A 12,382-nucleotide genomic window follows, 5' to 3' on the forward strand; every position below is an offset into this window, starting at 1 on the left:
TTGGAAACCACTATTTCACCTACTTTATTTAAGGTAATACTTATCAAAACAAAATATTTTGGTAGTCTTTTCATTTTAACGTAAAAACCACTAGAAATCTCTAGTGGTTGGCAAAGATATTACATTTTTCATATTTTTAACAACGTTTTTTAATGTTTAGGTTTCCGCTGCGCCAAAATAAACGTCGGTTCTAGTTCACCATTTTCATAAATGAACGGAAGAGCTGTTATTGGATTACGACCTTGTGTAAAAAATTGAAACACCATTTGGCCTAATACATCATAGCCTGTATCGTTTATAATATCTCCAAATATTAATACATCCTGATGTGGTACAGCTACAGCTAATGTTCCTTTAGCTTTCTGCTTCATTTTTTCAAGCAATGACTCGTCTAAAATTCGGCTTGCATCATAACCGTCATTCGTATTTAAAAAATAGAATGTATTCTCAGCCACTTGGTCCTCTTTTAACGAATGAGATAAAGACCTGATATTAAACAACGCAACTTCACGAATCGTTTTTAAAGTATACTTATTCCGTTCTAACATGTCTTCATCAATGAGTGTGTAATAACTACCCATATCTATTGAATAGAAAACCCGCGTTTCTGCTGTGTGTTCATCAAACACTAGTTTTTTTCCATCCTTCGTTTCTGTTGGAAATGACGTCCCGCGAATGACAGGAAAAATTTCTTTTTCTCTTCCGTCTAACGATATATCACGTTCCATCGCAGTTAACGTAATTTCTACATATCGAACCGCTTCCTCTATCGCTTCATCCTTTACTCTTTCATACTTCGTTAAAAGTGGCTTAAGTGCAACATTTGCCCCTTTTCGAATATCTTTGTTTTCAATGCGAAGGCGATCTTCTTCTTGATCATAATTAATCGTCCACTCTGGTCGCTCTAACCGCTTTTCAAGAGTTTCCCTTAGCATATGAAGGTCCATATAACGTCCCCCTAACTAATATCATGGCCCAATTATAACACGATACAGGACTTAACACTTGCTTAATGCTTCTGATAAGAAAGTTTCAATTTCATCCTGAGTCTTTCTATCTTTACTTACGAAGCGATGAATTTCTTTTCCATTATGATAAGCTAGAAAACTTGGAATTCCGTATACATTCAGTTCAGCACATAAATCAATAAACTTATCTCGATCTGCATATAAAAAAGTAATTTGCGAAAATTTATCTTCCACTTCTGGTAGAAATGGTTCAATTACTCGGCAGTCTGGACACCAATCGGCTGAAAACATAACCACTTTTATGCCTGATTGTATTTCAGTATTGAACATTTCCATTGATTGTAATTCTTTCATTTTACATTCCTCCTGTTAATCATTTATTGTTCAATTTTCATATCACCGAATTTAATTAAATTCATCTTTCTAAACCATTCCGAGACGATCAGACTAATAACAGCCGGTCCAATAATATGTAAAGATAATATAATAAAAAAGACATTCCATGAAAATCCCATAGCCGTAAACGTCATGATTTGCCCTACAAATCCGCTCGTGCCCATTCCAGCACCAGCCGGGTTATTTACCATTTGAAATACGACAGTTGCAAATGGCGCAAGGCAAATCCCTGCTACAGTCGGCGGCACGAGTATTAACGGATTTTTTACAATGTTAGGAACTTGCAGCATTGATGTTCCAATCCCCAAAGCAACTAAACCCGACACACCATTTTCACGATAGCTGCTCACAGCAAAGCCAACCATTTGAGCGGCACAACCTACCGTAGCTGCCCCTGCAGCAATTCCTTCAAGTTCAAGCATAATCGCTATCGCAGCACTAGAGATAGGTGCTGTTAATGCCAGCCCCATTAAAGTAGCTACTAAGATCCCCATGAGAAATGGTTGTTGGTCCGTTGCCCACATGACCAAACTGCCAAATTGGGTCATCCCGGATTGAATAACCGGACCTATAAAATTGGCTACAAAAAAACCTACAGCAATTGTAACAAAAGGAGTTACTATAATATCTACCTTTGTTTCTTTTGAAACCATTTTTCCGATCTCTGTTGAAAGTAATGCACTAACAAATGCACCTGCAGGACCACCTAGCTGAGCCCCAGCTGCACCGCTGACGACAGCTGCAAAAAGGACAAGCCTTGGTGCTTTTAAACCAAAAGCGATCGCGACACCAATAGCCGGACCCATAAGCCCCATTGCTAATACGCCCATTTCCGTTAAAAATTGCGGCACAGCCCCTAAAAATTCAAAGCGAGCCAATTGTTCACCAATGGTCCGAATAATCAAACCAATGATTAACGAAGAGAATAGACCGAGTGCCATAAAGCTTAATGCCGTTATTACATAGGTTCTCCAAGACAAGTCAATTCCCTTTCGCTCAAGAAATCCCATTTTCTATTCCTCCTAAAGTTCACTCACTTACTTTAGTTTAATCTTTAAATTGAACACTATGTAATATCTCATTCATTATTTCCGTACTTTCTACTACATTTTCTACTGTAGATATTGTTGTAACCTTTGCCCCGCCTAATCCAACAATGATCTTATAATATCCTTCTTCACTCGGTGAAATAGATAAATAACCAAGCTTATCTTCATTCTCCATAACTTCAAACGCAACTGCGTCAATTTCAATTTCTCGGTCTCGTATTAAATGAACTTCGCTGTCCCATGGCTCAGCTGGTATAAAAAACAATAAAAAGATTTGATTATCTTTTTCTAGCTGAACATTAAAATCGATTTCTTCTGTAACTTCCATTCCTCGTGGTAAATAAAAATCAATTTGGTCACCCTCATAATTTACTTCAACTGTTTCTGCCGAAGCAAAACGTTCAGAAAAAGCTTGTTGAGACATCTCAACTGCTTCTTCTTCAGTAATTTGACATGCTGTTAAAAAAAGAAAAAATGATAATATAATCGCTATTGAGAAAAATGGCTTCACCCGTAATCGCCCTTTCAATAAATTAAATATTGACTATGCTTATAATACATTGAAATGATTTTTATTGACAAGTATAGCCTTTTTTTGACAACTATCTACCTTAACATTTATAAGAAAATAGTACTCATTACCTTATTATGGTTTTTATTTACTCTTGCTGTTTCGACCTATATTGATGGATGTTAAAATAGAGCTAGCCCTACTTAAGGAGATGATTGTAAATGAAGTTATCTGTATACTTAGCAGGACAAATTCACGACAATTGGCGCGAAGAAATTAAAAGATTAGCTCAACAGACGGGCCTCCCTATTGAATTCACAGGTCCAATGGAAAACCATGAACGTTCAGACAATATTGGGGAAGAGATTTTAGGCAAACAACACGATGCGATTGCTAAAGATGAAGCGGCATCATGCATAAACAATTTGCGCACACAAATTCTACTCCAGAAGGCCGACGTTGTTATTGCATTATTTGGAGAACAATACCGCCAATGGAATAGTGCGATGGATGCAGCAACTGCTGTAGCTTTAAACAAGCCTCTAGTTCTTGTACGTCCAGCTTCACTACACCACCCTTTAAAAGAATTAGCTAATAAAGCGCAAGTCGTATGCGAAACACCTGAACAAGCCTTAAAAGCACTCACTTACGTATTTGAAAAGTAATATTGGATTGGGTTAACTTAAAGTGATCTTCACAGCGCTATTAAGTTAACCTTCTTTTTTCTCAAGTTTATTTCAACTTTTGAAATTCATACTGACCAACTAATAACTGCACGACGTGCTCAAACATCGAACTTCTGGTGACCCAACCGTTTGTTAATATACCAACTGTACCTCCTTTTTTACGAACATCTCGCTCTTTAGCATATATATCAATGACCTCACCTAACTCTATCCCTGCCCTTAGTCGCTCTGCGATCTGTTCCGGCAGTAAAATCTTCGCGCCGCTGGCAACAATTACTTCCCCATTTCGATCGACTAAGGCACCCCAATTACAGAGCATAAGCCCAGCTTTTGTTTCGGTTACTCCGCCTTCTAAACCAAAACCAATCTGTATTTTTTCATTGACAAGGCAAGCTTTTGCTCGATGCACCGCACCTTCCATCGTTTCCTCATCTGAAAAAGGCTGTGCTGATACACCTGACTCGACTTCCATTCCTTTAATGTTTACCTTATCCTCTGTAAAAACAGAACGGATCGCACTAATTTTCGCCGGATTCGTAGACCCTACAGCATATGTATTCATCTTCTCACCTCATTAGAAACAGAGGTGCCAACCATCGTGTGATTTGCACCTCTGTAATTTGTACTATTTAATATTAACTTTCAACCAATCGAACTTATTTCATTAGCTGTTTTTTAAAATTTGCTCAACAACATTGTTATCTGTTGTTTTTACTAACTTCGTTAATAGTTCTTTTGCAGCGGCATAATCATCGACATGTACAATAGAAGCATGTGTATGGATATAGCGTGAACATACTCCAACAACAATTGATGGTACTCCGTTATTACTCGTATGAACACGTCCAGCGTCTGTTCCACCTTGAGATAGGAAATACTGGTATGGAATGTTATTTGATTCGGCCGTGTCTAATACAAAGTCACGCACACCACGGTGTGTAACCATCGTTCGGTCATAAATACGAAGAAGCGCTCCTTTACCTAACTGTCCAAAAGCATCTTTTCCACCTGTTGCATCATTTGCAGGACTAGCATCTAATGCATAGAAAATATCCGGTTGGATCATATTGGCTGCTGTAGCTGCCCCTCTTAGTCCAACTTCTTCTTGTACAGTAGCACCAGAGAATAATGTATTAGGAAGCTCTTCTCCTTGTAACTCTTTTAAAAGTTCAATGGATAAACCAACACCATAACGATTATCCCAAGCTTTCGCTAAAATTTTCTTTTCGTTTGCCATCGGCGTAAATGGACAAATTGGAACGATTTGCTGACCTGGCTTAACTCCGATTTTCAATGCATCAGTTTTATCATCTGCACCGATGTCAATATACATTTCCTTGATATTCATTGGTTTATTACGTTGAGCATCCTCTAATAAGTGTGGAGGCGTTGAGCCAACGACACCGATAATTGGTCCATTATCTGTAATAATTTGAACACGTTGAGCAAGTAATACTTGGCTCCACCAACCACCTAATGTTTGAAAACGGATAAGACCTTTATCATTAATAGAAGTGACCATGAAACCTACTTCGTCCATATGACCAGCTACCATTACTTTGGGACCGTTTTCATTTCCTTTTTTAACACCAAAGATGCTCCCTAACTTATCTTGGATCACTTCATCTGAATACTTTTCAAGCTCAGTGCGAACAAAACGACGAACTTCATGTTCAAATCCTGGGGCACCCGGTAATTCTGTTAATGTTTTAAAAAGAGCTAATGTATCTTTGTTCATGACTAGACTCCTTTCGAGTTCCGAAAAATATTATGTACACGGCTTATTTTACCGAAAGATCACTTGTTTTTCCAGAGAAACGTAAAGATGAGTGATATTTCACTGTATTGATTTGGAAATCTCTTAAGAATTAAGTATACTTTAAGAAACGACTAATTATGAAGGTGGGATTGTTTTGGGAATGAAACGCTTTGCACTTGGTATAGGAGTTGGACTTGTTGCTGGACTTTTACTGCGCTCAAAGATGGGGCAAGATCTTATTGCACCTGAGAGAGCACTGAAACAAGTCAAAAACAAGTTATCTCACTCATTTAATGTAACAGGGTCTTGGATTCATATGATACCCGAAACGTGGAACAAAAATCAGCTGGAATACACAGTGTATCGTGGTGGGTTAACGGCCTCAACAGAAAATGATGAAAACCTGCAGTACGACTTCATCGTAGACGCTAAAACCGGAACCATCTTAGACGTTAACCAATAACAAAACGCAAAATATATGGTGAAATAAATGGTAGCAGGTACCTTTAATGCATTAATGTATTAAAGGTACCTGCTACCGAAAAAAAGAATAATCATAAAAAGGCTGCGGATCATCGCAGCCTTTTTTGTGTTATGTTACTGGTTTTTTTAATATACCAAGCATAAGTGCTGTTACAGCAGCACCTGTAATAATGGCTAAGGCATACATCAACGGACTTCCGCTAACAAGAGCAATAACAAATGCCCCGCCGTGAGGAGCGGGCAAACCGATGCCAAACATCATTGTTAAGGCACCTGCCACAGCAGAACCAACTATGATAGAAGGAATTACGCGGCCAGGGTCTGCTGCTGCAAAAGGAATTGCTCCTTCTGTAATAAACGATGCACCCATAATATAGTTTGTTTTTCCAGCTTCACGTTCTTGTTTCGTAAATTTCTTTTTAAAGAAAGTTGTAGCAAGAGCAATACCTAATGGCGGAACCATTCCACCTGCCATAACTGCAGCATGCGGACCAAAGTTTCCTGCATCAATCATTGCTATACCGAAAGTAAATGCAGCTTTGTTAATAGGCCCTCCCATATCAATAGCCATCATTGCACCAAGGATAATTCCTAATAATATAACATTCGTAGTACCCATACCACCGAGCCAGTTTTCTAAACTTGTGTTAAACGCACTTAACGGTCCAACAATCGACAACATGATCATACCCGTAAACAAAATACTAAATACAGGGTAGAGCAATATCGTTTTAATTCCCTCGAGCGAACGAGGCAAGTTGCGAAGTCCCCACTTTATTAATACTACTAGGTAACCTGCTAAGAAACCTGCAATTAAGCCTCCTAAGAAACCGCCGCCTCCTGTTGAAGCGATTAACCCGCCGACCATACCAGGAGCAAAACCAGGACGGTCTGCAATACTCATCGCAATAAAAGCTGCTAATACAGGGATCATTAATCCAAACGCATTTCCACCACCAATAGTCATCAGCATTTCTGCCAGAGGGTGGTAACTTGGATGATCAGGATCAAAAGCTTCAATTCCGAAAGCAAATGACAACGCTATCAATATACCTCCACCAATTACGAACGGGAGCATATTCGAAACACCATTCATTAAGTGTTTATAAAATCCACCTTTACTTCCCTTTTCAGATGATCCTTCTTGCTGTGACCCACCTATTGATTGATAAACAGAGACGTTACCGCTTATTGCTTTTTCAAGTAACTCTTTAGGTCTACGAATACCATCTGTTACAGCCGTTTGAATTACTTTTTTTCCGGCAAAACGGTCCATTTCCACTTTTGTATCAGCAGCAACAATAATCGCATCCGCTTTTGAAATTTCATCAGCTGTTAAGCGATTTTTAACCCCGCCAGAACCATTTGTCTCAACTTTAATTTTTACACCTAATTCTTTTGCTTTTTCTTTCAGCGCATCAGCTGCCATATACGTATGAGCAATTCCTGTTGGGCAACCTGTAACTGCTAATATCAATTTTTCACTGTCTTTTTCAGATGAAGTAGTTTCATTGTTTTCTTCTTCATTTGCTTCCTTTGCATCAATCGCTTGTAAAACCTCTTCTTCCGTGCGCGCTTCTAAGATAGCCTTACGGAAGTTTGTGTCCATTAAATACGTTGCTAAGCGAGATAATGTTTCTAGATGCTCATTATTAGCGCCTTCACTCGCTGCAATCATGAAAAATAAATGACTCGGCTGTCCGTCAAGCGCTTCATAATCGACTCCTTCTAGTGAACGACCAAAAGCAATAGCTGGCGTTCGAACTGCAGCTGTCTTTGCATGCGGTATAGCAATCCCTTCACCAATTCCCGTCGTACTTTGTTCTTCTCTTGCAAGAATTGCTTTTTTAAATTCTTCTCTATTATTCAAACGACCGGCACGATCTAGTTGGTCTACCAACTCATCAATAACTTGTGCCTTCGTTGAACTTTTTAAATCTAATATCATCGTTTCTTTCTTTAAGAGTTCAGATATTCTCATCGTTGTTTCTTCCTCTCTTCTTAGGTGTTAAGTCTATTTGCGAAACTAAACGTTCTATTTGCTCTCTAGTACAAAATCCATTAGAAAAGGCAGTTGCACTTCCTGCAGCAATGGCATATTGAAAAGCTTGTAAACTATCATTTGTATCCTGTAAATATGCTAGAAAAGTAGCGACTAATGAATCTCCTGCCCCAACGGAGTTAATTACTTCACCTTTTGGAACAGTCCCATGGACACAATAATCTTTATTGATTAGTAGTGCTCCTTTTGAAGCGAATGACACAATGATATTTTCTACACCTTTGCCTAACAGCTGCTCAGCTAATGGTATAGCTTCTTCAACTGTTTCAATCGTTTTGTTAAAAAGTTCTCCTAACTCATGATGGTTCGGTTTTATCAGGAATGGCTTAGACTCTATCACTTGTAAAAATGGTTTCCCACTCGTGTCAACAATTACATTTGCTCCACGTTGTTGCGCCATTTCAATTAATTCAATGTATATGTCGCTCGATAACGTACTTGGAACACTACCAGCTAAAACAAGATAATCATTCACTTTTAATTGTGACGTCACCGCTTTTAACTGTTGTAATTGTTCATTGGAAATTATTGGTCCAGCTCCGTTTATTTCTGTCTCAGTCTCTGTTTTTAATTTTATATTAATTCGCGTGTCCTCATTTACACGTACAAAATGAGTTGTAATTTTTTCTTCTCTTAAGCTTTGTTCAATATAATCACCTGTAAATCCACCGATGAAACCTGTTGCAGTGGAAGCTTTTCCTAATCTAGAAAGTACCCTTGAAACATTAATTCCCTTCCCGCCTGGTTGTTTTAATTCTTCATGACTTCGATTTAAAGCACCGAGTTGAAAGTCATTTACTTTTACAATGAAGTCAATTGAAGGATTTAATGTCACTGTATAAATCATTTGTCTACCACCTTAATATCTGTCTTCTTTCTATAAGCTCGTATCGTTTCATTATCTACTGACAGACTTGTAACAATTGTTACCTCATCAATATCTGCAAACTTCGCAAAAGAGATTTCTCCAAACTTGGTATGGTCTACAAGCAAATAGGCTTGCTGTGATCTTTTTAATGCACATTCTTTCACAAATGCTTCCTGTGTATCAGGCGTTGTAACTCCATAATCTAAGTGAATACCATTGGCACCAAGAAAAACTTTATCAAAACGGAACGACTCAATTCCTTGAATTGCCGCTCTCCCAACGAAGGCTTTTGTCTGTGATTTAAGAATGCCTCCAATTACGTGGGTTTCAATACCATGTTCAATTAGAGAGTTGATATTATTAATGGCATTTGTTACAACAACAATTTCTTTACCTTTTAAAAATGGGATCATCTCAGTTACCGTAGTTCCGGCATCGAGGTAAATCGAGTCTCCCTTTTCTATAAACTGTGATGCGTATCTAGCAATACTATTTTTTTCTTGATTGTTTTTGACTGTTTTCTCAGCCAATGTCGGTTCAATTAATCTCTTCTTAATTAATGAAGCGCCTCCATGAACCCTTTTAAGCTTATTAGCCTTTTCTAAATCAGTCAGGTCCCTTCGAATCGTTGATTCTGAAGCACCTGTTGCCTCTACAAACTCCTGTAGCTTTACAATTTCCTTTTCATGTAAAAGAGTTAATATAATTTGGTATCGCTCTGCAGTTAGCATACCTAGCACCTACTTTCTAGTTGCTGATGTGTTTATTATAGGTTGAAACGCTTTCAAAATCAATCATTTCCATTCAAATTTATTCAAAAACTTTCATGAACGTTCACCGAATGTTAAAGGTCCATTTTTATCGAACCTTACTGTTTCCTAGTCCCTAGTTAGATTACCCAACTAACAGAAAACTGATTGTTTAAGAAAATAAAAAAACTGCACCGTTTAGCAACATTTCTGTAGTTACTAGACGATACAGTAAATTCGATTTTATTTTAGTAAACCATCAAACAAATCGTTTAACGATAGACTGCTTCGCATCTATAAATTCTCATTCCTTTAGACGAGAATTTTTCTTCATATTCTGTCATAATATTTCCTACCATATCACTGTTGTGAAGGTCTAAACTTACATTATTAAGGATTAACCCGTATTTTGAAAAGCTATGAAGTGAATACTCAAATAGAGCTTGGTTATCTGTTTTAAAATGAATTTCTCCATTTGGCTTTAATACTGACTCATATAACTTTAAAAAGCCTTCATGAGTAAGTCGTCTTTTTTCATGCCTCGCTTTTGGCCAAGGATCAGTAAAGTTAATATAAACAAGGTCAATTTCGCCATCCTGAAAATAATTCCCTAGATTTAAAACATCCTTATTAAGGAGCTTTACATTATCTACAGCTTCATCACGAACATTCTCCATAGCAGAATGAATAACACTCGTATACTTCTCAATCCCAATATAATTGATATCGGGATTAGCTTGTCCCATCCTCGTTAAAAACTGACCTTTCCCTGTTCCAACTTCGATATGGATCGGGTTATTGTTCCCAAAAAGTTCATTCCATTTCCCTTTATATTCTTCTGGATGAGCAATGACAATAGATGGTTCTTTATTTATTTCATCGTGTGCCCAAGGTTTATTACGTAAACGCATGCTTCCACTCCTTTTTAATACCTGTTGTTAATAGGTCATGTTGATAATCAACCATTTCCCTAGAAAACTTTCACGATCTCATACTCAAAATTTTATTATATGTTCTTTCCTTCAAAATGTATAGATAGTCCGATAACTTATTCAGTCTCCTATGTTTATTAAAGTTTAATCCGGGTATCTGTTTTATATATACAAGCTCACTAAGGAGGGACTTTGATGTCACATAAAAAGTTAGTGAATACAAAACCTATAATTTCTATTTTACAGTTCCATCTTGAGAAAGGGACTACATCTTTTTCACAATGCGAGGAGTTACAGGAGGAAATTTCCTCTATTCTCTCGGATGATATCGATCCAAATTTTAAGGGAACATTACAAGAAATAAATGCTTATTGTAAAACAATTAAAGCGAGTGAGGATACAGCTGAACATATTAAATTAAATGATTTGAATTTGAAACGTTGGATCGAGGAGCTTCACCTTGTCATGAAAGGAAGTGAGGCAGTAACGATTGACTACGACCAACGAAAAGGCAGAGAAATTTAACGGATAGTAATTCATTCCTTAACGCATTCTAACATTAGACTTATGTATATTATGCTGAAAGGACGTATCCGTTATGCCAATGAACAGTTATGATAAACTCGGGCTACTAACTGATATTTTAAAAAATCAATCATCCGAGCAATATATGACTAAAGATGAGTATGAACAAATTAATCGCCTTACCCAGTCTCTTATCGCTGAAAGCCACAACGATCCCAATTTATTACAAGCCCTTCAGTCAATTCAACAATTAAATGTCGATAATCATCAACCTTTTGTAGATCAAGATGTTAATCAATGGATTGAAATTCTAGATAACACGAGTCTCACTTAAATTCAAGCTTGCTCGAATTTCAAACAACAAGAAAGTTTTCAGAAAACCAATTGTATAACGACAAAATAAATAAAAAATTCCCCATATTTCCTGGGGAATTTTGCATTATTTTCTAGTTTTAAGCGTTCTTTCTTCTCTTATCGACAGTTTTTAATTGGTACGATCTCTAATCAGTTCGACAAGATATGTTTCCCAACGTTCTACTTGGTCTAATTCGTTCCTTTGAATATGCCAAAGTATAATAAACATCGTTTGTGATACAACATACCAATGCATACGTAAATGTAGCTCAGGGGTTAAAGAAATCCCATACTGCGTGAGCCAACTTTCCCAATGATTTTCCGATATATACAAATATAATAGTAAACCTAAATCAAGTGCTGGATCGGCAACTGTGGCGCCATCCCAATCGATCAAGTACAATTCGTCATTTTCACTCAAAATCCAGTTGTTATGATTAACGTCAGTATGACAAACAACGAATCTACTATGTTCCACTTTATCTTTTTGTTTGAATAAATAAATCAACCCATGTTCTAAAATTTCATCATATGATTGGAGTAATGATAACTTCTTTTGTAGATTTTCAATAATAATTTGTGGAGTTAGAGGTGTATTGCCAATTCGTTTAAACATCTCTAGTAATTCACTAGAACAATGGATCTTCGACAATAATTTGGCAACATTCTTACCGTTCATCTCATGTGATTTTAATTCACGCCCATTTACCCACCGCTGTGCAGTAATCACATCTCCACTTTCTAATCGTTTCGTCCAAAGCAATTTGGGAACAATTCCTTCTGCAGATAAAACGGCTAAGAATGGAGACGAGTTCCGCTTTAAAAAAAGCTTCTGGTCACCCTGCTGTGCAATATACGCTTCTCCTGTTGCTCCACCGGCTGGTGTTACTTGCCAGTCGTCTCCTAAAAAAAACTTCAACCATTTCACCCTCAATTTCTCTGTAGTTATTTCCCACCCATTTGCTATCTACAGTATAACCCAATTTTGTGAGTTAGCCTATGTATAATTTCACAGAATAATGAAGCAGAGTCGTTTTGAT

Annotated in this window: 15 protein-coding genes; 4 read left to right on the plus strand and 11 right to left on the minus strand. The window is 37.3% G+C overall.

Annotation, left to right across the window (positions count from 1 at the left end; all coding sequences use genetic code 11):
- Positions 1 to 149: 149 nt before the first annotated feature.
- The 4 genes from AC2VNP_RS00680 to AC2VNP_RS00695 are packed head-to-tail and all read right to left on the minus strand — an operon-like array spanning position 150 to position 2,924.
- Positions 150 to 947, minus strand: coding sequence for a DUF1444 domain-containing protein (locus AC2VNP_RS00680; RefSeq protein WP_486915156.1), 798 nt, complete (start codon positions 945 to 947; stop codon positions 150 to 152).
- Positions 948 to 998: 51 nt separating this feature from the next.
- Entirely contained in the window at positions 999 to 1,322 is a 324-nt protein-coding gene (locus AC2VNP_RS00685; RefSeq protein WP_486915158.1) for a thioredoxin family protein, read from the minus strand.
- Between the two features lie 23 nt (positions 1,323 to 1,345).
- Positions 1,346 to 2,374, minus strand: a complete 1,029-nt coding sequence (locus AC2VNP_RS00690) for a PTS sugar transporter subunit IIC (RefSeq protein WP_486915160.1) — start codon at positions 2,372 to 2,374, stop codon at positions 1,346 to 1,348.
- 37 nt (positions 2,375 to 2,411) lie between these two features.
- The gene (locus tag AC2VNP_RS00695; RefSeq protein ID WP_486915162.1) at positions 2,412 to 2,924 is read right to left on the minus strand and encodes a hypothetical protein; all 513 of its coding nucleotides are present in this window, start codon (positions 2,922 to 2,924) and stop codon (positions 2,412 to 2,414) included.
- Positions 2,925 to 3,145: 221 nt separating this feature from the next.
- On the opposite strand from AC2VNP_RS00695, the gene AC2VNP_RS00700 reads away from it, so the two are divergent.
- On the plus strand, positions 3,146 to 3,589 hold the full coding sequence (locus AC2VNP_RS00700; RefSeq protein ID WP_486915163.1) for a YtoQ family protein: 444 nt from the start codon (positions 3,146 to 3,148) through the stop codon (positions 3,587 to 3,589).
- Positions 3,590 to 3,656: 67 nt separating this feature from the next.
- On the opposite strand, the gene AC2VNP_RS00705 is transcribed toward AC2VNP_RS00700, so the two are convergent.
- Both AC2VNP_RS00705 and AC2VNP_RS00710 read right to left on the minus strand, forming a co-directional pair.
- Entirely contained in the window at positions 3,657 to 4,172 is a 516-nt protein-coding gene (locus AC2VNP_RS00705) for a DUF84 family protein (protein ID WP_486915165.1), read from the minus strand.
- A gap of 102 nt (positions 4,173 to 4,274) precedes the next feature.
- The gene (locus AC2VNP_RS00710; RefSeq protein ID WP_486915167.1) at positions 4,275 to 5,348 is read right to left on the minus strand and encodes a M42 family metallopeptidase; all 1,074 of its coding nucleotides are present in this window, start codon (positions 5,346 to 5,348) and stop codon (positions 4,275 to 4,277) included.
- A gap of 181 nt (positions 5,349 to 5,529) precedes the next feature.
- On the opposite strand from AC2VNP_RS00710, the gene AC2VNP_RS00715 reads away from it, so the two are divergent.
- Entirely contained in the window at positions 5,530 to 5,832 is a 303-nt protein-coding gene (locus AC2VNP_RS00715) for a PepSY domain-containing protein (protein ID WP_486915427.1), read from the plus strand.
- A 129-nt stretch (positions 5,833 to 5,961) separates the two neighbouring features.
- Here AC2VNP_RS00715 and AC2VNP_RS00720 read toward each other — a convergent pair whose 3' ends face one another.
- The 4 genes from AC2VNP_RS00720 to trmB all read right to left on the minus strand — a co-directional run bounded on the left by AC2VNP_RS00720 (position 5,962) and on the right by trmB (position 10,442).
- Positions 5,962 to 7,833: a PTS fructose transporter subunit IIABC gene (locus AC2VNP_RS00720; RefSeq protein WP_486915169.1), complete on the minus strand. Its 1,872-nt coding sequence runs from the start codon at positions 7,831 to 7,833 to the stop codon at positions 5,962 to 5,964.
- Positions 7,820 to 8,761 (minus strand): 1-phosphofructokinase, encoded by a 942-nt coding sequence (pfkB, locus tag AC2VNP_RS00725; protein WP_486915171.1) that lies wholly within the window; start codon positions 8,759 to 8,761, stop codon positions 7,820 to 7,822. Before pfkB ends, AC2VNP_RS00720 begins: the two co-directional genes overlap by 14 nt.
- Positions 8,758 to 9,513, minus strand: coding sequence for a DeoR/GlpR family DNA-binding transcription regulator (locus AC2VNP_RS00730; protein WP_486915173.1), 756 nt, complete (start codon positions 9,511 to 9,513; stop codon positions 8,758 to 8,760). The genes pfkB and AC2VNP_RS00730 overlap by 4 nt, the downstream gene beginning before the upstream one ends.
- Positions 9,514 to 9,803: 290 nt before the next feature.
- Complete coding sequence (gene trmB, locus AC2VNP_RS00735; RefSeq protein WP_486915175.1) at positions 9,804 to 10,442, minus strand: tRNA (guanosine(46)-N7)-methyltransferase TrmB; 639 nt, start codon at positions 10,440 to 10,442, stop codon at positions 9,804 to 9,806.
- Positions 10,443 to 10,658: 216 nt separating this feature from the next.
- Between trmB and AC2VNP_RS00740 the strand changes: the two genes are divergently transcribed.
- Complete coding sequence (locus tag AC2VNP_RS00740; protein ID WP_486915177.1) at positions 10,659 to 10,988, plus strand: YtzH-like family protein; 330 nt, start codon at positions 10,659 to 10,661, stop codon at positions 10,986 to 10,988.
- 73 nt (positions 10,989 to 11,061) lie between these two features.
- Positions 11,062 to 11,322 carry a YtzH-like family protein gene (locus AC2VNP_RS00745; protein ID WP_418199211.1) on the plus strand — a complete coding sequence of 87 codons (261 nt, stop codon included), beginning with the start codon at positions 11,062 to 11,064 and terminating at the stop codon, positions 11,320 to 11,322.
- A 150-nt stretch (positions 11,323 to 11,472) separates the two neighbouring features.
- Here the strand turns inward: AC2VNP_RS00745 and AC2VNP_RS00750 are convergent, their stop codons facing one another.
- Entirely contained in the window at positions 11,473 to 12,261 is a 789-nt protein-coding gene (locus tag AC2VNP_RS00750) for a phosphotransferase (protein ID WP_486915179.1), read from the minus strand.
- Positions 12,262 to 12,382 lie beyond the last annotated feature (121 nt).

This window comes from Alkalihalobacterium sp. TH-98 (assembly GCF_057473385.1).

What these genes read in the sequence shown, in the direction of transcription:
- AC2VNP_RS00720 (WP_486915169.1), bottom strand. Translation starts at nt 7,833, where the DNA reads ATGAGAATATCTGAACTCTTAAAGAAAGAAACGATGATATTAGATTTA.
- AC2VNP_RS00700 (WP_486915163.1), top strand. Translation starts at nt 3,146, where the DNA reads ATGAAGTTATCTGTATACTTAGCAGGACAAATTCACGACAATTGGCGC.
- AC2VNP_RS00740 (WP_486915177.1), top strand. Translation starts at nt 10,659, where the DNA reads ATGTCACATAAAAAGTTAGTGAATACAAAACCTATAATTTCTATTTTA.
- AC2VNP_RS00690 (WP_486915160.1), bottom strand. Translation starts at nt 2,374, where the DNA reads ATGGGATTTCTTGAGCGAAAGGGAATTGACTTGTCTTGGAGAACCTAT.
- trmB (WP_486915175.1), bottom strand. Translation starts at nt 10,442, where the DNA reads ATGCGTTTACGTAATAAACCTTGGGCACACGATGAAATAAATAAAGAA.
- AC2VNP_RS00730 (WP_486915173.1), bottom strand. Translation starts at nt 9,513, where the DNA reads ATGCTAACTGCAGAGCGATACCAAATTATATTAACTCTTTTACATGAA.
- pfkB (WP_486915171.1), bottom strand. Translation starts at nt 8,761, where the DNA reads ATGATTTATACAGTGACATTAAATCCTTCAATTGACTTCATTGTAAAA.
- AC2VNP_RS00745 (WP_418199211.1), top strand. Translation starts at nt 11,062, where the DNA reads ATGCCAATGAACAGTTATGATAAACTCGGGCTACTAACTGATATTTTA.
- AC2VNP_RS00715 (WP_486915427.1), top strand. Translation starts at nt 5,530, where the DNA reads ATGAAACGCTTTGCACTTGGTATAGGAGTTGGACTTGTTGCTGGACTT.
- AC2VNP_RS00680 (WP_486915156.1), bottom strand. Translation starts at nt 947, where the DNA reads ATGGACCTTCATATGCTAAGGGAAACTCTTGAAAAGCGGTTAGAGCGA.
- AC2VNP_RS00705 (WP_486915165.1), bottom strand. Translation starts at nt 4,172, where the DNA reads ATGAATACATATGCTGTAGGGTCTACGAATCCGGCGAAAATTAGTGCG.
- AC2VNP_RS00710 (WP_486915167.1), bottom strand. Translation starts at nt 5,348, where the DNA reads ATGAACAAAGATACATTAGCTCTTTTTAAAACATTAACAGAATTACCG.
- AC2VNP_RS00685 (WP_486915158.1), bottom strand. Translation starts at nt 1,322, where the DNA reads ATGAAAGAATTACAATCAATGGAAATGTTCAATACTGAAATACAATCA.